Genomic DNA, 19,865 nt, shown 5'->3' on the forward strand with positions numbered 1-19,865 from the left:
GGTCACTCCGTCTCTACATCTTTAATAATTTGTCCTTCAAATGCATTCACGTACACATCTTTTTCGCCATTGACAACGAAATGCCATGTTGGGGTGAATACTTGTGATTCGGTCAGCTGTATGAGTGGATAGTAGACTAACTCCGTTTTCGTAATATTGCTACCAGGAGTCAACACACCGCCTTGACCATACATAGACCATACCGCTTGGATGGCTGGCAATATATTATTTTCATTGAAGGATTCAAAATCGCTGAGTAACGTTTGATCATACTCTACGATTTGGTTCTCCTCATTCACTGTAAACTGTAGCATACTACTTTGGCTACGAAAGAATTGTCGGCCGTCGTATTGTTGATAATACGTAATCGTGCCAAGTTCTTCGTTCACTCCCCAAAAGGCATAGTTCTCACCAGCAATCACTTCTTCTACAATAAACGTCTGCAGTTTGTCAGGGGTAAATTCACTGAGTTCCCCAACTTCCATAGGCTCCTCTAACGTAATATTGAGCCTCTGTATTTTGTTGTCCTGTCGAATGTACTCTATAGTGTCCACACCTTCAAGATCTGCCATTTCTTCTTCAGTGAATTGACGTGGCATTACACTGATATAACTTGCCTTAATTGGACCTTGCGGAAGCTCGCCTAATGAAATTTCATCGGCCTCTAGCTGTTCTTCAAAGGGCGATTCCGTAAATGTCTCAATTTGTTCTGCATTTTGCTTTTCAATGAACTGCACGATCAAGAAGAAGTCGAGAATGAGAAAAGTTAGGATGAGCATCATCTTCGTTCTACCCCAGTCCACTTTTGAGCACCCCCTCGTCTTCTTCTGGAGTAATCGCCATCCACGCCCCCGCATACAACATATACCACGTGGGTTCTAACGTGAATAATTGATTATTCGACGATTTCTCTAGACGGTAGCCAATCGTGAGTCTCTCCAGTTGTGAAGGGGCAAATTCCCTCACCCTTTGTTCCACATAGCGTAAAATGTTCGGACCCGATAAAAGCTTTTTTTTGGATGTCTCGGGCATGAGCACTGCGAGAGAGAAGGCAGGGCGAATGTATTCCTTTACCTCGTCCTCTCCCCACGATACAGAGATTTCCGTCAAATCAACCGGGCTTGGGCTCATCACTGGCCGACCATTGATATACATTCGAAATGTCACTTTCCGATTAAATTCATCCCACTCTGCATACCGATACGGATCAGTCCATCCAGCATGATCATTCATAAACGAAAACGTATCCTCAAAAACATCCCCTGTCGGAACGTATAAATTATCACTTTCTTCCGCTGGATTATTATAGCGAATTTGATTCTTACTATAGTCAACTTCCATTTGCCTAGAACCGTCTGTAAATTCCTCTAGAGTACCGACTTGATTCCGTTTCACAAACGACGGATCGTTAAAGAGCGCATTTTTAAACGCATCCACATCTACTAAGTCCAAAAGGTATGTTCGTCTTTCTACCGTCATAGGGTCTTTTGGAATGAATAACTTACGGAAATCCCCTGCTTCATACTGTACATAGGGTTGATACTCTTTAGGAGAAAAGAAGGCTTCGAACTCATCCAATTCTGTTTGACGAATACGCGCCCCGTAAACTACCGGTTGACTATCTCTAGATGTGACGAACCCTTCATAATCCGCAAAGTAAATGTTCGGTGCTGTTGCATTCCGATGTGAAAAATCGATAATGACTCGGTCGATTTCTTGGTTGGGCAAGTCTTTATCCTCAAAATCAAACAGACTATCGAGCACTGAAAACGGAATGATATCTTGAAACAAAAACTCTATACGGTCCTCTCCTTGTACAATTTCCAAAAATTCTTCATTGCGGAGAGACACTTCTTGCAAGTTCTCGAACGTCCAATTATCCATCATATCTGTCATCTCTTTAATTTTTCCCGGTCTTGTCGTCCCATAATCAAGATCACCGGAATGCCAGACAAATTCTACTGGTTGTAACAACTCCTTAGGTTTTCGTTGTTCACTAATTTCCACATTCTGCACTGTTGTACTTTCAGCCATTTCGTAAGGCGGTCGGTATGTCCACATATTCCAAGTTAGCACAATACTCGCTACTACGAGTATGGTTAACACGGCGGTTTTCATCTGTTCCGTTCGCTTCATGACCACTCATCCTCTTCTGGGCGGTCGTACGGGAGAGTGAACATAACCTTGGTCCCCTTTCCTTCCTCACTCGTCGCCCAAATGTCTCCTCCATGGGCCAAAACGACTTCCTTCGCAATAGCGAGGCCTAGCCCTGTTCCACCAAGCTTTCGCGATCGTGCTTTGTCGACCCGATAAAAGCGTTCAAAGATTTTGTCCAAGTTTTCCTGGGGGACTCCGACACCTTCATCCTGAACAGAGATCTGAATCATTTCAGGCACTTCCTCGATAGTGAACGTCACGTGTCCGCCTTCAGGTGAATACTTCAATGCATTCGAGATGATATTGTCGAGTACTTGTGTTAGTTTATCTTCGTCAATATCGACAAACAAAGGTTGCTCTGGAATTTGCCTCGTAAACTCTACGTTTTGTTCTTTCGAAAGCTCAAAGCGATCAACCACGCGGTTAAACAGATGGGTAATGTCATAGAGACCCTTTGTTAATTGATAGTCCTGACTGTCGAGACGGGAAAGTTGTAGCAAATCATTGACGAGACGGATCATGCGTTCTGTCTCCGTTTGCGTCACATTGAGGAAGTTAGGCGCAATCGCTTCATCCTTCCACGCCCCCTCTGCTAATGCCTCTAAATAAGAACGCATCGTCGTAAGTGGCGTGCGTAATTCGTGTGACACGTTGGCTACAAACTCACGTCTCTCCATATCAATCTTCTCTTGCTCTGTTATATCGTGCAAAACGGTTATGAGCCCATTGACAAAACCTGTTTCCTTTTGAATGATGGAAAAATTAGCACGAAGGATGTATGTTTTTCCATGCTCTTTACTAAAGTCCATAATGACAGAGTCTTGTTCCTTCAGTAAGTCTTCAAAGTTCGTCGTTTCCTCTAAATTCAGCAACTCTATAATGGGCTTTGCAAGCACATTTTTACGCGAAACCCCTAACAATTTAGCTGCAGGCTCGTTAATTAAAATGACACGCCCTTTGCGATCCGTTGCGATCACACCATCTGTCATGTATGAAAGGACAGAGGATAACTTGCGCCGTTCTCCCTCCGTCGTCGCCTGGGCTTCTTGAAGTTTCTTCGTTAAATTATTGAAGGTAACCGCAAGCTGACCGATCTCATCGTCTCCGTATACTTTTACTTTGCGAGAAAAATTCCCTTTCGCCATGGCGAGGGCTTGTTTTCGCATGTCAGAAATCGGTCGCGTGATGGTTTGAGCGAGCACCACACCAAGGATGGCTGTAATACCTAGTGCGATCGCAGTCCCGGATGCCATGATGTTATTGATTTCACCAAGTTGCTCGTATACGGTTTCAATTTTTGCAATAAGGTGGATAACTCCCAGCACTTCTTGGTTTGCTATAATTGGCTTATACAGCATCCAAATCCGTTTGCCTGTTTGTCGGTCCAAAAAGATACGATCCTCTTCCTGACCCGTATTCAGTACACGCTGGACTTGCTGGTCTGTCGTGCGCTGACCAACAAGTCCTTGCCCCGATGCGTCTGATATGCCAACAATCCGATTTCGGTTATCAATGACACGCACTTCTGTAATATCAACTGCTTCAGAGTCAGAGTCGCTGAGTAAGCGCTTGATGTCTTGCTCAGGAGGGGGATCCTCCTCGTCTCGTTCTCTCGTTAATTCCTCTTCAATATTTAGCGCTAGCAAATCAACCCGTTCGTTCATAGATGTTTTGAAATTGTTCATGAGCTGATCCTCCAGCTCCCGAACAAAATACACGCCGATAATTTGCATAGCAACGAGAATGAGCAATACGTAAATAAGCACAATCTTTAAGTGAATCGAACGGAATAGTCCAACCTTGTTCATCACCTATACTTACTCCTGATCAGGGTTGCGCAAATAATACCCCACACCACGACGTGTCACAATCCACGCTGGATGAGAAGGGTTATCTTCAATTTTCTCACGCAAGCGACGGATAGTGACATCAACAGTTCGTACGTCGCCGTAGTAATCGTAGCCCCATACCGTCTGCAAAAGATGTTCGCGTGTCATCACTTGGCCTATATGTCTCGCTAAATAATGGAGCAGTTCAAATTCACGATGCGTTAATTCAATCCTGTCCCCACGTTTCAGCACTAAATAAGCCTCTGGTTGAATCGTTATGGCCCCTACTTCAATTTCTGTGGGGCTATCATTCGAGTTGGTTGCTACTTGTTGGTGTCTACGCAAGTTCGCCTTCACGCGGGCAATGAGCTCGCGTGTACTAAATGGCTTCGTCACATAATCGTCAGCCCCAAGTTCAAGACCCAGTACTTTATCGATCTCGGAATCCTTTGCTGTAAGCATAACGATGGGCATTTCGTGTTTTTTTCGAATCTCACGACACACTTCCATTCCATCACGCTGTGGCAGCATAATGTCGAGAAGGATAAGATCTGGCTTGAGCTCCTCTACCTTTTCAAGCGCTTCGTTGCCATCGTACGCGCAATGCACGTCGTAGCCCTCTTTCTTCAAATTAAACTCTAAAATATCTGCAATTGGTTTTTCGTCATCTACCACTAAAATTCGTTTGGGCATCGTTCATTCTCCCTTCTTGGAGCTTTTGCTCTTTTTAAAGCATGAACGGTTCCAATCTATGTTTCACGTGGAACATTCCACGATCATTCTATAGATGGAATCCTCTTTACTTTACCATGTTCTACTTTGTCTTTCATCTCTCGTTCTGAATAGTTTAATGAACAAAAAATTCAGTAGGTAAGCTTGTCCTTCAAAAGAAGGAAAACCCTCGGCACGAGACCGAGGGTGTAAACTATTTATTTAATCATCTATTGAGACACGTAATTTAACGGGTTCATATTCACACCGTTTTGAAGTACTTCAAAATGTAGATGGACACCTGTTGAATCCCCTGTTGTTCCCATTTGGGCTATAGTGGCGCCTGCTGGAACCGTTTGTCCTGGACGCACGCTGACACTTGCTAAGTGTGCATACAACGTTTTATACCCATTATTATGGTTAATAATCACTCTATATCCGTATCCATCATCACGATACCCTGCTACCTCTACCACACCATTGTCAGCAGCTTTAATGTTGTAGTTTGATGGACGCGCAATATCAAGACCTTTATGGATGGCATTCCAGCGAAGTCCCATTTGTGAGGAAATGTATCCACCTACTGTCGGCCACACCCACTCACCCGTACCGCGAGAAGAGATGACTTTTGTCCCTTTAACGATAATTTTTTCTTGCGGTTCACTAAGCATTTCACTTTCCACTTCATACTTCCCAACACGCTGCCCGTTTTGTTCACGGATGACGTATTGAACTGCACGCTTCCCAGCTTTCCCTTCTTGACGTGTCTTCGTTTCCCCTTTATACATTGTGTCGTCTTCTACGACTGTTGTTTTAAACGGGACCTTTTCGTTCTTGAAGACAGCTCTTTTTACTTGAACGTTTACAAAGGGCTCATACACTGTAACGTTCAACTCATCACCTACTTGCAGTAATGAATCCACTTGCAAATCACGGTTCAATTGGAGCAACTCATCAATGGACAGGTCATGAGCTGCTGCAATGGAACCAAGAACATCGCCTTCTTTCACTGTGTAAGGCTTCTCTTCTAATGTTCCTTTTTGCAAGTACTGAATAGCTTCCTCTGGTGACAAAATTTCTTCGGGTGCCGCTTTATCTTTTTCTATCGAAATATTTTTATCAAAAAGAACATCAATCGTTTTCGTTTCATCTGGTGCTAGTTCAGGATACGCTTCACCCGTTTGCTTCCACTCTTTTACTGCAGCTAGTTCCTCTTCGGAAGCGTAGGTGAGCTTCAACTCTTTCACTACGGTCTCAGCTTGCTCTTTAGTAGGCACGTAGGTAACCGGCACACCGTCAATCTCAATCGCGTAACTCTCTGCTTTCACAAAGAGTTGGGATTGAACAGATGCTAGAACGTTGCGGGGTGATGTATTTTTGCGAAATACTTGTTCAGGTATGTATTGAATTTCACTCTCTATATCGAGACCTAGTTGTCCATAGGCTTCCTGCGTTTGTGAAATCTCTTGATCAATATAAGCTTGAATAGCACTGGTATCTTCTACAATTCCGAGCCAACGATCACCTAAGTACACGTGATACACAGTGTTTAGTTCACTATTGTCGTCTTCTTTCGCAAAAGCCGGGTTCGTGACAGTAAATGTAGAAGCGAGCAACGTAGCAGCTGCTGTCACCTTTATTAATCGAAGAGGTTCGCCTATTTTCGACACGAATGTTCGTGGTTGTTTCATTTTTTTGTTCCTCCTACCATCCAGTCCCTGTACCTTTGTCCTATACTTCCTAAATTCTACTAAAATCTCTTTCTTCTTAGCTAAGGACGAAAGGGTCTCTCTTATACCTCCATTACTCTAACACACTTTTCCACCCGTTTGGGTGCATGCACCAACCTGTAACAGAACTGTATAATGGGTAACATCTTGTATCCAAATCTTCTAATCTCTTTCAATATAATGGTATTAAATGGTAGTAAATAGTGAATTTAGTAGGATTTTTCGATAGGTTTAGTGAGGTGTCGAATTTTGTCTGGGCTTTTTGTAACAGTTTCGTAACTTCCTAGAAACTTGGAGGCAAAGGAAAGAGGCTAGATGCTTTTCATCTAACCTCTTTCCTTTTTTATCTCTATGACATGCTTAGTATCCGTATACACTGCGCACGACATTCGTTTGCGAACGATCTGGACCTACAGAGAAGATGGACAGTGGAATCCCTGTCAACTGCGAGATCCGTTCAATGTAGTGACGCGCATTTGCCGGTAACTCTCCTAAGCTTTTGCACTTTGTAATGTCTTCGGTCCAACCAGGAAGCTCCTCATATACAGGTTCGCATTGCGCTAGTACGTCTAAGCTCGCTGGAAATTCTTCCATGATCTCGCCTTTGTATCGGTAGGCTGTACAAATTTTTAACGTCTCAATCCCTGTCAACACATCCACAGAGTTCAAAGACAAATCTGTTAGACCACTTACTCGACGTGCATGACGAACGACCACACTATCAAACCAGCCGACACGGCGTGCACGGCCTGTTGTTGTGCCGTATTCACGACCAACCTCTCGAATCTGGTGACCAATTTCATCGTGCAATTCTGTTGGGAATGGTCCATCACCTACCCGGGTCGTATACGCTTTCGACACACCTACAACGTGCTTAATTTTCGTAGGGCCGACACCAGAACCGATCGTGACCCCACCGGCTACTGGGTTCGAAGATGTAACAAATGGGTACGTACCTTGGTCGATATCGAGCATAACGCCCTGTGCACCTTCAAATAATACACGGCGACCTTCGTCAAGCGCATCATTTAATACGACAGACGTATCACACACGTAAGATGCAATCCGTTTGCCTAATGCAATATATGTTTCGTAAATATCTTCTATTTGAAAGCCTTCTGTTTCATACATGCGCTCTAACAGACGGTTCTTTTCTTCGAGGTTCACTTCAAGCTTGCGATGGAAAACCTCTGGATCAAGCAAATCTGCGATACGAATCCCGACACGTGCCGCCTTGTCCATATACGCAGGACCGATGCCTTTCTTCGTCGTTCCAATTTTGTTCGCGCCTTTTTGCTCTTCTTGTACTTCATCTAATTTCAAATGGTATGGCAAAATGACGTGCGCACGATTCGAGATACGCAAATTATCTGTTGAAATACCACGTTCATGTAAGTAATCAATTTCCGTTGCTAACGCACTTGGATCCACGACCATGCCGTTTCCAATCACACATAGCTTATCGTTATAAAAAATCCCAGATGGAATTAAGTGGAGTTTGTATGTGTTGCCATCGAATTTAATGGTATGCCCTGCATTATTACCGCCTTGGTAACGAGCGATCACTTCTGCATGTTCACTCAAGAAATCTGTAATCTTGCCTTTACCTTCATCGCCCCATTGCGTCCCAACCACAACTACTGAAGACAATAGGAACACCTCCAACATTGGATTAATGGTTACTCATGCTTTACCTTGCTAAATGAACAAAGTCGCACGGAACCCTCCTCAGTGTAGCAAGCATAGAATGGCGAGTCAATGCGTAAAGGCGAACATTTACTTATAAAGCCTATAATTCGTTCGGGAAAAAGGCAAAAGAGGAGTTTGTAAACCCTTTCTAGAATTAATTAAGTAGGAACTTTAAGTAGTTTGAGCTGAGGAGGAATAACTTATGAGGGCATCTTTCCATCTGAAATATGTCATTTTGTACGTGAACGATGTAAAGAAAACGAAGCACTTTTATGAGAAGCTACTCGGTTTCCCGATCCGCATGGAGGCTGGTACATACGTGGAATTCTCAACTGGTGAAACAATTCTTTCTTGTAACACAAGGGAGAGTGGACGGGAAATTACTGGACTTCGTATTCCCGATGAGTCCCGCTCGCAAACGTTTGAGCTTGGCGTAACGGTTGCGGATGTGAAAGTAGCGATTGATGAGTTTCGTTCAGCCGGTGTAACCATTTTGAAAGAGCCGGTTACGAAACCTTGGGGTCAAGAAGTTGCGTACGTGGCTGATCCTGACGGGCACTATATTGAAGTTTGCTCACCGATGGATTGATGAAAAAGCGCTTGTTCTTTGAAGAGGACAAGCGCTTTTTATTATCACTAGGCTCCCGGTGGTACGTGCGAATCATCGTGTCGCCGCTCTAGATTCACGAATTTATTGTACTCTTTCACAAACGCCAGCTCGACGGTGCCAGTAGGTCCGTTACGTTGCTTGGCAATAATAATTTCGATAATGTTTTTGCTTTCACTTTCTTTATCGTAATAATCGTCACGGTACAGGAACGCGACGATATCGGCATCTTGCTCAATCGCTCCAGATTCTCGGATATCTGACATCATCGGACGCTTATCTTGGCGTGACTCCACACCACGGGAAAGCTGACTCAAGGCGATAACCGGTACTTGAAGTTCCCGGGCCAGCTGCTTTAATGTACGAGAGATTTCCGAAACCTCTTGTTGACGGTTCTCTTTAGAAGAGCCGCCAGATCCTTGAATAAGCTGCAAATAGTCGATTAAAATCATGCCGAGACCGTGCTCCTGCTTCAAACGCCGACACTTAGCGCGAATCTCATTCACGCGAATCCCTGGCGTATCATCAATGTAAATACCTGCATTGGACAGCGATCCCATGGCGAGCGTTAGCTTTTGCCATTCATCCTCAGTTAGCTCTCCTGTTCGGAGATGTTGCGCGTCAATGTTTCCTTCCGCACAAAGCATACGCATCACGAGCTGCTCTGCCCCCATCTCCAAACTAAAAATGGCCACGCTTTCCTCCGTACGGGTCGCCACATTTTGTGCAATATTTAAGGCAAAAGCCGTTTTACCGACTGAAGGACGAGCTGCTACGATAATGAGATCATTTCGTTGGAAACCTGCCGTCATACGGTCTAATTCTGCAAAGCCAGTCGGGATCCCAGTAATATCCCCTTTTCGGTTATGCAACATCTCGATATGGTCATACGTTTTCACGAGTACGTCTTGAATGTCTTGGAAAGCACCCGCATTGGAACGTTGCGCGACCTCCATAATGCGCTTTTCCGCTTCGCTCAATAACTCGTTTACTTCATCCTCGCGACTGTACCCATCTTGAGCAATCGTCGTTGCGGTACGAATTAGTCGACGAAGCAACGCCTTTTCCTCTACGATGCGTGCGTAATACACGACGTTCGCAGCAGTCGGTACACTCCCCGCCAATTCGCTCAAGTACGCGATGCCCCCGACCTCATCGAGCTCCTCTCTTGCCCGTAGCTCTTCCGTTACCGTGATCAGGTCAATCGCTTCACCTTGCTCATTAAGACGCATCATACAATCAAATAAACGCTTATGACTGTTCTTATAAAAATCATCCGAAATTAATAACTCAGAGGCCTGGATGAGTGCACTCGGTTCAAGAAACACCGCCCCTAATACTGCCTGTTCCGCCTCAATACTTTGTGGAGGGATACGATCTTGAAACAGCTCGTTCATCTCACCAAAACCTCCTTAGGCACACACGATGTGGGTCAGAAAGGCGTTGCGACAGGACGTCGCAAAATTAGCCTTTCCTCCTTGATCTGTCCACATGTGGATAACTGATTTCGAACTTCGATAGCTCTTCTATTCTAGCATGTTTTGAGTTAGCTTTCTTGTGAAAAATTTGGATTAATTCTACGTTGCAAATGAAAAACTATTGTCGCTAACATTCTTGTGTTTATATTCCTGTAGCAATCTTGGGTGTATATTGAATCAATTTCATAATTGCTCTATTTAAAAATACACAGACCAGCAGAATAGTAGTTACTTAAAAATTTTCTTGATTCGTACCGCTTGAACAAGGTTGTTGATTTCCGCTACAGGCGGACGCTTTCCGCGGGCGGGCCGTGAGCCTCCTCGTCGCTCCGCTCCTGCGGGAATGAAATGTGGAAGCGGTCCGTCTTGCTCCCTCTGAAAGATGTTCTTTGGCTTTAGAGGCGTTTTTTGCCTCAAAAAACGAAGGTTATTTTCAGACGGGAGCAGACCGCTGCAGCTAGACAAGTCTCACCCGGCCACGCTTTTCCCGCAGGACAAGGAGGAAAGGCTAAGGGCGCCACGTCCTGGTTCTGGCTCATTTCGCTTGTTATACGCAATGATGGACTGATGCCCCATTCGATGTACTTGTTCATAAATAGGGTCATAATCATAGCCGGCGTCCATGGTCTGATAGCGTATGTCGGAAGAGCAAGACGTTCATGAATTCCCTTTAATAGTGGGATCGCTGCCTTCCCATCGTTCAGACTACCCGATGAGAAAAGGGTCTGTAGTATGTATTGACTCGATGTGCCGACAGCCAGATGCCCCTTGTAACCATACCAAAAGACGTTCTTCCCTTCACTGTTCTTTTTGACGCCCCAAGTAGGGTTTTGAGGGACTTCAGCACGTAATTCCGCTACAGATGCATCTAATTGAGCTTCGGTTTTCTCTCAAAAAGTGGAAAATCCGCTTCTTTTTCAGCTTGTTCGGAGACTTAGAGAGGAATGCTCAGACTCAGGGAGGAATGCTCAGACTCAGAGAGGGATGCTCAGACTCAGAGAGGAATGATCAGACTCAGAGAGGAATGCTCAGACTTAGAGTGGAATGCTCAGACTCAGGGAGGAATGCTCAGACTTAGAGTGGAATGCTCAGACTCAGGGAGGGATGCTCAGACTCAGGGAGGGATGCTCAGACTCAGGGAGGAATGCTCAGACTTAGAGAGGAATGCTCAGACTTAGGGAGGGATGCTCAGACTCAGGGAGGAATGCTCAGACTTAGGGAGGGATGCTCAGACTTAGGGAGGAATGCTCAGACTTAGGGAGGGATGCTCAGACTTAGGGAGGAATGCTCAGACTCAGGGAGGGATGCTCAGACTCAGAGTGGAATGCTCAGACTCAGGGAGGGATGCTCAGACTTAGGGAGGGATGCTCAGACTCAGGGAGGGATGCTCAGACTCAGAGAGGGATGCTCAGACTCAGAGAGGAATGATCAGACTCAGGGAGGAATGCTCAGACTTAGGGAGGGATGCTCAGACTCAGGGAGGAATGCTCCGATCCACTGCTCACGCTCTGCCTTCGGTTTTCGACCGCGTTTTTTAGGTTCAGTTTTGGGCTTTTCTTCTTTCGGCGGTGCCTGATCACGGGCTTCAAAATGGGTGGCGTCAATAGCGACCGTATCATCTGTAATAAAGCCCTCATCAACTGCTTGGAGCACAACTTCCTCTTGGGCTTCTTCTAAAATATTGGATTCACTCAATTTACCTAAAAGTCGCGAGTAGGAAGCTTCACATGGGGGTATTGTCTGAAACTAAAAAACCGCAATTTAACTTGAAGTTTAGGTCATCCTTCAAGCGTTTAATGAGCTGTTTACTAGTAGGAATCCCCTCAACATAGCGGATACAAACTGAAATGACCATAGCCACATAATTTATTTTTTCGGGAGCACCCAACCGAGACTTTTTGGTTACATTGTGGTGAATTTCATCCAAGTCTATCGCTGAAATCATCTCTTGGTAACGTTGGGTAGGCTCATCTCGTATCATTCTTGGATGCTAAACAAGCTCTCTTGGCGTATTCTAACCATTGGGAGTTCCTCCAGTCTTTTGGTTCGTGCTTACTTACCATTATACAAGACTTGGGGAGGTACTCCTTTTTCTATGTCTCAAAACCCTTGCGCTGCATGGGCTCAGATTTGTGAAATTCATTCATATTCAAAAGGTTTATTTATTTTTTTGAATTTTCCTATTGATTTCATTGCCCATTTGCCATATGCTCTATATGAAAACGATTTCATATCGTGTACGTACAGGAGGTGTTCCTATAGGAGGGAGTGCGTATGTATACCATTAAAGATGTCGCGTTGGAGGCTGGGCTATCACAGGCTACCGTTTCGAGAGTAATTAACAATCATCCCTACGTAAGTGAGGACAAGAAGATCGCTGTACAAAAAGCGATGACTCGCCTCGGGTACGTACCCAATTCATCAGCACAACGTTTACGAAATTTAAAGACAAAGAAAATTGCCGTCCTTGTCTCACGTATTGTCAATCCGTTCTTCAGTCAATTGGTCGATGCAATGGAAAAGCGTGCTGCAGCATTTGGGTTTCAGCTCATCCTTTGTAATACGAGAATTGATAAGCAAAAGGAACTGGAGTTTTTTAAGCTTCTTGTATCTAAACAAGTAGACGGGATCATTATGGCATCGGTTGAAAACAGTTGGGAAACGATTGAGCCTTACACACAGTACGGACCGATTATTTATTGCAATGAGTATGATCCTGAGGCAACTGTAACCAGGATTAGATTAGACCAGGTTGAAGGCGGTTACATCGGAACGAAGCACTTACTTGAAAAGGGGCATCTTAATATTGCCTACTGTCAAGGTAACGACAGCAGCGTTTCTGTTAACAGACGCAAAGGTTTTTTGAAAGCGGTTACAGAGTCAGGCATTGAACCTGTGTCAGAATGGATGTTTCGAGATGTTTACACAATTGAAGATGGTCGCAACATCTTTAGAAGAATTCATAACATTCCTACTCCACCAACTGCTGTATTTAGCGGCAGTGATGAAGTTGCGGCAGGCATCATCAATGAGGCCAAAAAACACGGATGGCGTGTACCAGACGATCTTGCTGTGGTCGGATTTGATAATCAGCCGATCGCTGAATTACTCGATCCACAGATAACGACAATTAACCAATTTACTACTGAAATTGGCTACCAGTCTATGGAAGTCATGCTACAGATCATCAATGAAACTCGTTCAAATGATGCACAAGATATTCTACTACCGCTTCGTCTAATTGAACGACAATCTACTTAAAAAATAAAGGGGGCATTATTTATGAAACTATGGAACAAAAAAATGGCAGGCGTATCCACAGTCCTTGCGATGAGTCTATTTCTTGCAGCATGTAGCGGAAATAATGATGATGCAGCGGACACACCAGATGCAGGCTCGGATGGCTCGGATGGCGATAATCCATCTGAAGAGCAAGTTGAGATTGTTTACGCAAGTGGTGTTGATGTCACGGGTGCTACAGACATTTTGATTGAAGCTTTCGAAAAAGAAAACCCAAACATTAAGATAACACGCCGAGAAATGCCAGCAGATACGGGTGCTTCTCACGATCAATACGTGACCATGTTTAGCAGCCAAAGCGCTGAGATTGATGTGTTTGATGCTGATGTTATCTGGCCAGCTGAATTCGCACAGGCTCAATACGCACTTGAATTAGATCGCTTCATTGAGGCAGATGGTATCAACATGGATGACTACTTCCCTGGAACGGTAGCATCAGGGAACTTTAACGGACGTCAATATGCAATGCCGAAGTACACAGATGCTGGTCTCCTTTTCTATCGATCTGACATCGTGGAAACACCACCTGCAACGTGGGATGAGCTATTTGAGATGGCTGGCGAATTACAAGGCGAAGCGGGTACAGAGTTTGGGTACCTCATGCAAGCAAATCAATATGAAGGAATGGTTACGAACGCCGTTGAATTCATCGCAGCTTATGGTGGTCAAATTGTGAACGAAAACAACGAAGTCGTTGTAAACAGCCCGGAAACAGTTGCAGGTATTACAAAAATGGTTGAATTTGTTAACTCTGACTTTGTTCCAAGCAACATCTTGAGCTTCCAAGAAACTGAAACCAATAATGCCTGGATCGGCGGACAATCTGTATTTGCTCGTAACTGGCCGTACATGCAGTCTACTTCAAATGATGAAGAAGTTTCTGAAATAGCAGGAAATGTTGGTTTTTCTGTACTTCCATCCGGCGACGCAACAAGTGCAGCCACACTGGGTGGTTGGATGAGCATGATCAATCGTTACACTGAATACCCAGAAGAAGCTTGGGAATTCGTATCCTTTATGTCCGGCCCTGAAGGTCAAAAAATCAGTGCAGTTGAAGGTGGACGTGCGCCAACAATTGAAGCGCTTTATGATGACGAAGAAGTGAAAGCAGCGGCGACACTCTTTGCGAATGAAGAGTTCGTGGCAACGCTTCAAAATGCGGTACCGCGACCGGTTTCACCGATCTATCCAGAGATCTCTGACATTATGCAAGTAGAGCTTTCACGTGCATTAACTGGGGAAATCACACCTGAAGAAGCTGCTGCTAATATGCAAGAACAAATTGAAGCAGCTATGGCTGAGTAAACAATAAGCATAGGGGAAGGTGAACGTTTCACCTTCCCTTTCTATTAGTAGAAAGTGGGTGAGAACAGTGAAGTTTCAGTTGAACGAAAAACAACTTGGCTATTTAATGGTAGCCCCTGCCCTGATATTAGTGATTCTTGTCACACTCTTGCCGGTTGCCCAATCTTTTTATAACAGTTTGTTCGACTATCGTTTGAATGACCCCTCTAGATCAGAAAGGTTTATACAATCCAATGTCGACTTAGAGCGCTACGCAAATGATTTCTTTTATTTATCTCGTGATCTTGAAGGCTTAGCTGCACAAGCACCTAACAATGAAGCAGCCGATACAGCCAATGAAATCAGCGAAGGGATTATGGGCTATCATGAAGAGCTCCTTGCAATGGATGGTTTAGGTGAACAATATAAAGAAGTTGAGTCTCTACTCGCCACCTATACTCCCATCGCCGAACGAGAATTAAAATATGCAAAGATTGATAATGAATTTGCTGAAGAGTATAAGGACTTTTTAACAAACGCAGAAGAAGAATTAACAGCTCTGTCACAAACATCTGCAGATGAAGCCTTTACGACTGCCACAACAAACATTGCGGGGTCAATTAATTTAGCTAACAGCTCCATTATTACATCGAACTTTATTGGCTTAAGTAATTACTCACGTTACCTGCAAGATGAACGTATGTGGACATCCTTAGGGAATACTTTCGTTTTCACAGTAGCATCAGTTGGAGCTGAACTTGTTCTCGGTTTACTTGTTGCCTTACTCATCAACCGTGTATTTTTTGGGCGAGGCATCGTTCGAGCATCGGTACTGATCCCTTGGGCGATTCCAACAGCCGTTGCCGCTATGATGTGGGGCTTTCTATACGATGGTCAAACAGGGATTGTTGCTCATTATTTTGAACAGTTCGGTTTGATCAGTAGTGCATCAGATCTTTTATCAACGGGGACGGGTGGTATGTTTTCTGTCATTTTTGCAGATGTGTGGAAAACAACGCCGTATATGGCACTTCTCTTACTTGCTGGACTTCAAACGATACCGGGTTCTCTTTATGAAGCAGCTGAAGTGGATGGTGCAGGAAAGTGGCAACAGTTTTGGAAAATTACATTACCGCTATTAAAATCATCTATTCTAGTAGCGTTGTTGTTCCGTACGTTAGACGCTTTCCGTGTGTTTGACCTGATCTACGTACTTACAGGCGGTGGACCAGCGAACTCAACTGAATCCATTTCAATTTATGCCTACATTACGCTATTCTCGCAACAAAATTTTGGAGAGGGCTCTGTTCTTTCTGTAATCATTTTTGTTTGCGTAGCCATCATCTCGGCACTATTTATAAAATTCATCGGGTCTGATCTTTTTGCTGGGCGGTCAGGTCGATAAGGAGGAATCAAGATGAATAAACGTGCAGGTATCGGGTTTTATATTTTTCTCATCGTGTTTGTGTTTCTCGTGATGTTCCCTTTCATCTGGGTATTCCTCACGTCGATCAAACCACCAGGCGAAATTTTCAATAACTTTAATTGGTTTACATCAAGTCCCTCACTAGAATCTTATCAAAATGCCTTAACGAATCGTCCGTTGGTAAGCTATATGACCAATAGTTTTATCATTTCAAGTTTAACGACGATTATTGCGATTGGATTCGCATCCATTGCGGCTTACGCACTGACACGTCTCCCGATTAAATTTAAAGGACTCACTTTAGGGGTAATCCTAGCTGCGTCGATGTTTCCACAAATTGCGATTATCTCGCCAATTTACAACTTCATTACAGCAATTGGTTTGCGCAATAGCTACATGGGACTCGTCATCCCTTACATCACTATTAGTTTGCCGCTTGCCATTTGGATTCTCTCCACCTTCTTCCAAAAGATACCTTGGGAGCTTGAGGAATCGGCAAAGCTGGATGGCGCGACACCGTTTCAAACATTCCGTAAAGTGATTTTCCCACTTGCAGCACCAGGAGTTTTCACCACAGGAATTCTCGTTTTCATCGCTGCGTGGAATGAGTATCTATTTGCCTTAACGATCAACACGGAGGATTCATGGCGTACAGTGCCCGTTGGAATCTCCTTCTACCAAAGTCAATTTACCATTCCTTGGGGAGATATATCAGCTGCGACTGTCATTGTGACCATCCCTATTGTTATACTTGTATTGATTTTCCAAAGAAGAATCGTGGCTGGACTCACATCTGGCTCAGTCAAAGAATAAAGGAGTGCTACCAATGAATGTAACCGTATGGAACGAATATCGTCATGAACAAAAACACGAAGAGGTTCGGAAAATTTATCCTAATGGAATCCATCAAGTGTTAGCGTCTGCATTAGGGGAGCAAGGCTTCGATGTAAAAACAGCCACATTAGACGAACCAGAACACGGTTTAACAGATAATGTATTAAACAATACAGACGTTCTTGTGTGGTGGGGTCACCTTGCACATGATGAAGTGAGCGATGACATCGTTGAGAAGGTCCAAAAGCGTGTATGGGAAGGGATGGGTTTAATCGTTCTCCACTCTGCCCACTTCTCCAAAATCTTTAAAAAACTGATGGGCACAGGTTGCGATTTGAAGTGGCGTGAAGCAAATGAAAAAGAACGTTTGTGGGTAGTGAATCCTAGCCACCCGATCGTTGAAGGAATTGGGGAATACATCGAGCTTGAAGAAGAAGAAATGTATGGTGAACACTTTGATATACCAACACCAGATGAGCTCGTCTTCTTGAGCTGGTTCCAAGGTGGCGAAGTGTTCCGTAGCGGCGCAACATTTAGACGTGGAAACGGGAAGATCTTCTACTTCCGCCCTGGACACGAAACGCATCCAACTTACTACAACAAACAAATTCAAAAAGTCATTGGCAATGCCGTCAAATGGGCAACACCCACTACGCGTGACTACCCTGTTTACGGCAATGCAAAGCCACTAGAAAAGCTTGAAGGCTATAAGGGGGAATAAGCCACAATGGAAAAATTAAAAGTCGGTGTCATCGGTACAGGAAGCATTGCAAAACATCGCCATCTAGCGGAATACAGAGCGAACGACCAGGTGGAAATTGTAGCTGTTTGCGATATCAACGAAGCTCGTGCGAAAGAAGTCGGCGCATTATTCGGCGTGACCAAAACGTTTACAGACTACCACGATCTATTGAAAGAAGATGTGGATGCAGTCAGCGTTTGTACACCGAATTACTTGCATGCTCCTATCTCGATTGCTGCTCTAAAGGCTGGCAAACACGTTCTTTGCGAGAAGCCGATGGCCACGTCCGAAGAAGAAGCGAATGCGATGATCGCAGCTGCTGAGAAAAGTGGGAAAACACTGATGATCGGCCACAATCAACGCTTTGTTGCCTCTCATCAGCAAGCGAAAGATTGGATTGCTACAGGGAAGCTCGGCAAAGTATACAGCTTCAGAACAGCTTTCGGGCACCCTGGTCCAGAAGCCTGGAGTGCAGATGGGGACCGCAGTTGGTTCTTTAAGAAAGAAGAAGCTTTCATAGGGGCAATGGGTGACCTCGGTGTCCACAAAACAGACTTAGTCCGCTATATTTTAGGAGAAGAAATGGTCGAAGTGGCTGCGATGGTGGAGACGAGTGCCAAGAAAAATGCAGACGTGGATGACAATGCGGTGCTCATTTTAAAAACAGAGAGTGGCATTATCGGCACGTTAGCTACTAGCTGGTCCTACAACGGCAACGAAGACAATTCAACTGTTATTTACGCAGAAAACGGGGTTTTACGTTTAGAAGACAATAAAGACTTTTCCGTAATTTATCACAAAAATGATGGCACAACCGAAACCTTTAGCCTTGGAAAAATTCAGTCCAACGAAGAAGGCGGTCAAGTATCCACTGGCGTCATCGATCATTTTGTAGACAGTATTTTGACTGGTAAAGCCCCTCTCATTACTGGGGAAGAAGGCAAAAAGTCGTTGCTCGTCATTTTAGGCGCCATCGCATCAAATGAAACGAAGCAAATTGTAAAGTTGTAGGTGAGGTGATCATAATGGAAAAACTAAAAGTAGGCCTTATAGGAGTCGGAGGAATTGCCGTTGGAAGGCACCTCCCCTCCTTTCTGACGTTAAGCGACGATGTAGAGGTCACAGCTGTATGTGATGTAAACGAGGAACGGGCACAATCAGTTGCCAACGAATACGGTATCCCCTTTCACACAACTCAATACGCTGAGCTTTTTGAACATGTGGAGGCTGTGACGATTTGTACGCCAAATAAATTTCACGCAGAAATGGCAGTGGCAGCCCTACAAGCCGGCAAGCACGTACTGTGTGAGAAACCCATGGCGATGACAACAGAAGAGTGTGCAGCGATGGTCGCAGCTGCTGAGGCTTCCGGAAAAGTGTTAATGATTGCGTACCACTATCGTTACACAAAAGAAGCGCGAGCAGCAAAAAGATTTATTGATGAAGGAGAAATGGGGCGTCCTCTCGTCTCCCGTGCGCAAGCGATTCGCCGACGAAAAGTACCGGGTTGGGGCGTTTTCACGAACAAAGATCTTCAAGGTGGCGGAAGCTTGATCGACTTCGGTTGTCACTTCCTTGATTTAGCCCTTCATTTAATGGACTTTCCGGAGATCGCAGAAGTGTCAGGCGCAACATACAACGAGTTGAGCCGGCAAACGGACGTAGTGAATCAATGGGGTACGTTTGACCCGTCTACTTTTGAAGTTGATGACCATGCGACAGCTTACATTAAATTTAAAGATGGCGCAACGCTATTATTTGAAACATCATGGGCAGCGAATTTAGCTGATGACAAAGAAGCACTCAGCATATCAGGGACAAACGGAGGACTTGATGTGTTTCCGTTAAAGCTATATCAAGCCAAGTACGGTATGCTTTTAGATCAACAAGCGTATTGGATTTCTGATGATGACAATCCAGGGATTCCACAAGCGATGAATTTTATCGAAAGTTGCAGAGGGCGTCAAACACCACTCGTCAAGCCTCAAGAAGCCCTGATTGTATCTAAAGTAATCGAAGCGATTTATGAAAGCAGCCAAACTGGGAAAGCCATTTCGTTTACATAAGGAGGAGCTAAT

The 19,865-nt window shown here is 44.5% G+C and carries 15 protein-coding genes and 2 pseudogenes; 8 read left to right on the plus strand and 9 right to left on the minus strand.

From position 1 onward, the window contains the following. Positions 1–2: 2 nt before the first annotated feature. The 6 genes from HHK01_RS15220 to HHK01_RS15245 form a co-directional block, all read right to left on the minus strand. Positions 3–803 (minus strand): two-component system regulatory protein YycI, encoded by an 801-nt coding sequence (locus tag HHK01_RS15220; RefSeq protein ID WP_170008554.1) that lies wholly within the window; start codon positions 801–803, stop codon positions 3–5. Then, positions 790–2,136, minus strand: coding sequence for a YycH family regulatory protein (locus HHK01_RS15225; protein ID WP_170008555.1), 1,347 nt, complete (start codon positions 2,134–2,136; stop codon positions 790–792). The genes HHK01_RS15220 and HHK01_RS15225 overlap by 14 nt, the downstream gene beginning before the upstream one ends. Beyond that, positions 2,133–3,965 (minus strand): cell wall metabolism sensor histidine kinase WalK, encoded by a 1,833-nt coding sequence (walK, locus tag HHK01_RS15230; protein ID WP_170008844.1) that lies wholly within the window; start codon positions 3,963–3,965, stop codon positions 2,133–2,135. Before walK ends, HHK01_RS15225 begins: the two co-directional genes overlap by 4 nt. A gap of 9 nt (positions 3,966–3,974) precedes the next feature. After that, positions 3,975–4,679: a response regulator YycF gene (yycF, locus tag HHK01_RS15235; RefSeq protein ID WP_170008556.1), complete on the minus strand. Its 705-nt coding sequence runs from the start codon at positions 4,677–4,679 to the stop codon at positions 3,975–3,977. Positions 4,680–4,927: 248 nt separating this feature from the next. Then, positions 4,928–6,388: a M23 family metallopeptidase gene (locus tag HHK01_RS15240; RefSeq protein ID WP_170008557.1), complete on the minus strand. Its 1,461-nt coding sequence runs from the start codon at positions 6,386–6,388 to the stop codon at positions 4,928–4,930. Positions 6,389–6,787: 399 nt separating this feature from the next. Continuing rightward, entirely contained in the window at positions 6,788–8,077 is a 1,290-nt protein-coding gene (locus tag HHK01_RS15245) for an adenylosuccinate synthase (RefSeq protein WP_170008558.1), read from the minus strand. A 241-nt stretch (positions 8,078–8,318) separates the two neighbouring features. Between HHK01_RS15245 and HHK01_RS15250 the strand changes: the two genes are divergently transcribed. Continuing rightward, positions 8,319–8,705, plus strand: coding sequence for a VOC family protein (locus HHK01_RS15250; protein ID WP_170008559.1), 387 nt, complete (start codon positions 8,319–8,321; stop codon positions 8,703–8,705). Between the two features lie 47 nt (positions 8,706–8,752). Here the strand turns inward: HHK01_RS15250 and dnaB are convergent, their stop codons facing one another. The 3 genes and pseudogenes from dnaB to HHK01_RS15265 all read right to left on the minus strand — a co-directional run. After that, positions 8,753–10,120 (minus strand): replicative DNA helicase, encoded by a 1,368-nt coding sequence (gene dnaB, locus HHK01_RS15255; protein WP_170008560.1) that lies wholly within the window; start codon positions 10,118–10,120, stop codon positions 8,753–8,755. Positions 10,121–10,729: 609 nt separating this feature from the next. After that, positions 10,730–11,135: pseudogene (locus tag HHK01_RS15260) on the minus strand (transposase); the annotation flags it as partial. A 557-nt stretch (positions 11,136–11,692) separates the two neighbouring features. Continuing rightward, a pseudogene (locus tag HHK01_RS15265) lies at positions 11,693–12,223 on the minus strand (transposase); the annotation flags it as partial. A gap of 252 nt (positions 12,224–12,475) precedes the next feature. Between HHK01_RS15265 and HHK01_RS15270 the strand changes: the two are divergent. From HHK01_RS15270 to HHK01_RS15300, 7 genes are all read left to right on the plus strand, one after another. After that, on the plus strand, positions 12,476–13,462 hold the full coding sequence (locus HHK01_RS15270) for a LacI family DNA-binding transcriptional regulator (RefSeq protein ID WP_170008561.1): 987 nt from the start codon (positions 12,476–12,478) through the stop codon (positions 13,460–13,462). 21 nt (positions 13,463–13,483) lie between these two features. Next, entirely contained in the window at positions 13,484–14,806 is a 1,323-nt protein-coding gene (locus HHK01_RS15275; protein WP_170008562.1) for an ABC transporter substrate-binding protein, read from the plus strand. Between the two features lie 106 nt (positions 14,807–14,912). After that, on the plus strand, positions 14,913–16,190 hold the full coding sequence (locus HHK01_RS15280; RefSeq protein ID WP_170008845.1) for a carbohydrate ABC transporter permease: 1,278 nt from the start codon (positions 14,913–14,915) through the stop codon (positions 16,188–16,190). 12 nt (positions 16,191–16,202) lie between these two features. After that, positions 16,203–17,024 (plus strand): carbohydrate ABC transporter permease, encoded by an 822-nt coding sequence (locus tag HHK01_RS15285; protein ID WP_170008563.1) that lies wholly within the window; start codon positions 16,203–16,205, stop codon positions 17,022–17,024. 13 nt (positions 17,025–17,037) lie between these two features. Then, positions 17,038–17,766 carry a ThuA domain-containing protein gene (locus HHK01_RS15290; RefSeq protein ID WP_170008564.1) on the plus strand — a complete coding sequence of 243 codons (729 nt, stop codon included), beginning with the start codon at positions 17,038–17,040 and terminating at the stop codon, positions 17,764–17,766. Between the two features lie 6 nt (positions 17,767–17,772). Beyond that, a complete protein-coding gene (locus HHK01_RS15295) occupies positions 17,773–18,798 on the plus strand; it encodes a Gfo/Idh/MocA family protein (RefSeq protein WP_170008565.1) in 1,026 nt (341 codons plus the stop codon). Positions 18,799–18,812: 14 nt separating this feature from the next. Continuing rightward, positions 18,813–19,853: a Gfo/Idh/MocA family protein gene (locus HHK01_RS15300; RefSeq protein WP_170008566.1), complete on the plus strand. Its 1,041-nt coding sequence runs from the start codon at positions 18,813–18,815 to the stop codon at positions 19,851–19,853. Positions 19,854–19,865 lie beyond the last annotated feature (12 nt).

It is taken from the genome of Bacillus fonticola, from assembly GCF_012955605.1.
Taxonomy (GTDB): Bacteria; Bacillota; Bacilli; order Bacillales; family JC228; genus Bacillus_CG; species Bacillus_CG fonticola.

Coding starts and splice junctions, on each gene's coding strand:
- HHK01_RS15285 (WP_170008563.1), top strand. CDS start 16,203: ATGAATAAACGTGCAGGTATCGGGTTTTATATTTTTCTCATCGTGTTT.
- HHK01_RS15290 (WP_170008564.1), top strand. CDS start 17,038: ATGAATGTAACCGTATGGAACGAATATCGTCATGAACAAAAACACGAA.
- HHK01_RS15280 (WP_170008845.1), top strand. CDS start 14,913: ATGGTAGCCCCTGCCCTGATATTAGTGATTCTTGTCACACTCTTGCCG.
- HHK01_RS15225 (WP_170008555.1), bottom strand. CDS start 2,136: ATGAAGCGAACGGAACAGATGAAAACCGCCGTGTTAACCATACTCGTA.
- dnaB (WP_170008560.1), bottom strand. CDS start 10,120: ATGAACGAGCTGTTTCAAGATCGTATCCCTCCACAAAGTATTGAGGCG.
- HHK01_RS15300 (WP_170008566.1), top strand. CDS start 18,813: ATGGAAAAACTAAAAGTAGGCCTTATAGGAGTCGGAGGAATTGCCGTT.
- HHK01_RS15240 (WP_170008557.1), bottom strand. CDS start 6,388: ATGAAACAACCACGAACATTCGTGTCGAAAATAGGCGAACCTCTTCGA.
- yycF (WP_170008556.1), bottom strand. CDS start 4,679: ATGCCCAAACGAATTTTAGTGGTAGATGACGAAAAACCAATTGCAGAT.
- HHK01_RS15250 (WP_170008559.1), top strand. CDS start 8,319: ATGAGGGCATCTTTCCATCTGAAATATGTCATTTTGTACGTGAACGAT.
- HHK01_RS15275 (WP_170008562.1), top strand. CDS start 13,484: ATGAAACTATGGAACAAAAAAATGGCAGGCGTATCCACAGTCCTTGCG.
- HHK01_RS15295 (WP_170008565.1), top strand. CDS start 17,773: ATGGAAAAATTAAAAGTCGGTGTCATCGGTACAGGAAGCATTGCAAAA.
- HHK01_RS15270 (WP_170008561.1), top strand. CDS start 12,476: ATGTATACCATTAAAGATGTCGCGTTGGAGGCTGGGCTATCACAGGCT.
- walK (WP_170008844.1), bottom strand. CDS start 3,965: ATGAACAAGGTTGGACTATTCCGTTCGATTCACTTAAAGATTGTGCTT.